A 1,775-nucleotide genomic window follows, 5' to 3' on the forward strand; every position below is an offset into this window, starting at 1 on the left:
GACACGGCGTACGAGCGCTCGATCCCGAGCGCTCGTACGCCGTGTCCAAGCAGCGCGGTCTGCTCGACCGGCTGGGCGATCTCTTCTCGGACAACCCCGCGAGCGAGCAGGCAGTCAACGTCCTCGCCGCCCAGCGGATCAGCGACGCCGCCCGCGAGTCCGGCCTGACGTCGCGGGCGGAGCGGAACACGACCGAGATGCTTCAGAAACTCCTGCGCGGCCTCGGCTTCGAGCGGGTGACGGTCACCTACGCATGAGTGGCATTCGGCGGGGCCGCGCGCTGGGGACACGCCCCTCGGGGCAGGCGGCGCGGCCTCGGCCGTACTCCACGCGCGGTTCGAGCGGTGTGGACGGCTCCCGGAAAGGCCTTACCCCGTCCCGCGCCTGACACGCAGTTGAGGCAGCTCACGACGGAGGCGATCGTCGATCTGAGGCTCCGCCGTATGGCGGCCCGGCGCATCGGCCGCACAGGGCGGGCGGTCGCCGTCGGAGTCGATGTCTTCGCCGACGGCGATGCGCATCATCGCCGTGCCGAGCTCGCCCTGTCGTCCAGCTCCCGTCGCCGCTCGAAGGGCGCGACGGGAGCTCGCCGCCAGGGCCTAGGCTCCCTTTCATGGGACTCCCTGTGCGCACCGACGACGGTCGTCTTCTGGTGGCCGAGGAATGGGGCAATCCTTCGGGTACCCCGGTGGTTCTCCTCCACGGGACGCCCGGTACCCGTCTCGGCACTCTGCTTCCCGGGCTCGCCGCGCAGCACCCCGGCTTCCGGTTCCTCGCCTACGACCGTCCCGGCTACGGGGAGTCCGGGCGCGCCCGGGGGCGCCGGGTCGCCGACGCGGCCCGGGACGTGGCGGCCGTCGCCGATGCCTTCGGCGTCGAGCGGTTCGCGGTGGTCGGCCGGTCCGGCGGGGGCCCGCACGCGCTCGCCTGCGCGGCACTGCTGCCGGATCGGGTCCGGGCGGCCGCCGTACTGGTCGGGCTCGCTCCGCCGGATGCGGCCGGTCTGGACTGGTACGCGGGCATGACCCCGTTCAACGTGCGGGAGTACGCCCTGGCCCGCGCCCATCTGGACGGGCGGGACCCCGATGGGCTCGAGCGGGACCTGGCCGCCCGGGCCGTCGCCATCCGGCAGGACCCCGTACGTCTCCTCGACGACCTGCGTGCCGATCTCTCCCCCCATGACCTGCCGGTCGTCGAGGACCCCCGGGTACGGGCGGTACTGCTGCGCACCTACGAGGAGGCCCTGCGGGTCTCGCATCACGGCTGGCTCGACGACTGCCTGGCCTTCGTCCGCCCTTGGGGCTTCGACGTCTCCTCCGTCCCTTCGCCCGTGCTGCTGTGGCACGGCCTCGACGACGCCTTCTCGCCCGTGACGCACACCCGTTGGCTGGCGGGACGGATCCCAGGCGCCGAACTCGTCCTCGTACCGGACGCCGGTCACTTCGCCGCCCAGTGGGCGCTGCCCGACGTGCTGAGCTGGCTGAACGGTCAGGGCGCCGGGCGCTGATACGAGGTCGAGCGGGCGCCCTTCAGGGCGTCGAGGATCCGCTCGTGGCTGTCCCCGACGACATCGCCGACGCGGACCCTTATGTGGAGCGCCTCGACCTCGTCGACGAAGCGCTGGGAGAAGGCGCCGAGCATGGTCGTCTCGTAGGAGCCGGTGCCCACCAGGGGGAATCTCCCCATGGTGACCAGCTGGAAATCCTCCCCGACGGTGAGCCCTGCCCCGGTCAGCACCTCCGCCACGCCTTGGACGTCGGTCCACGGGGCGGCGT

Annotated in this window: 2 protein-coding genes and 1 pseudogene; 2 read left to right on the forward strand and 1 reads right to left on the reverse strand. The window is 72.6% G+C overall.

Annotation, left to right across the window (positions count from 1 at the left end):
- Together AOK00_RS35775 and AOK00_RS35780 are read left to right on the forward strand one after the other, a co-directional pair.
- A partial coding sequence (locus tag AOK00_RS35775) for a DUF4230 domain-containing protein (protein ID WP_159041933.1) occupies positions 1 to 257 on the forward strand: 257 nt, incomplete at its 5' end.
- Between the two features lie 356 nt (positions 258 to 613).
- Positions 614 to 1,507: an alpha/beta fold hydrolase gene (locus tag AOK00_RS35780; RefSeq protein WP_055604267.1), complete on the forward strand. Its 894-nt coding sequence runs from the start codon at positions 614 to 616 to the stop codon at positions 1,505 to 1,507.
- On the opposite strand, the pseudogene AOK00_RS35785 reads toward AOK00_RS35780, so the two are convergent.
- Positions 1,489 to 1,775 (reverse strand): annotated as a pseudogene (locus AOK00_RS35785) (hypothetical protein); the annotation flags it as partial. The gene AOK00_RS35780 and the pseudogene AOK00_RS35785 sit on opposite strands and share 19 nt — an antisense overlap.

The organism is Streptomyces aureus, assembly GCF_001418135.1.
Taxonomy (GTDB): Bacteria; Actinomycetota; Actinomycetes; order Streptomycetales; family Streptomycetaceae; genus Streptomyces; species Streptomyces aureus_A.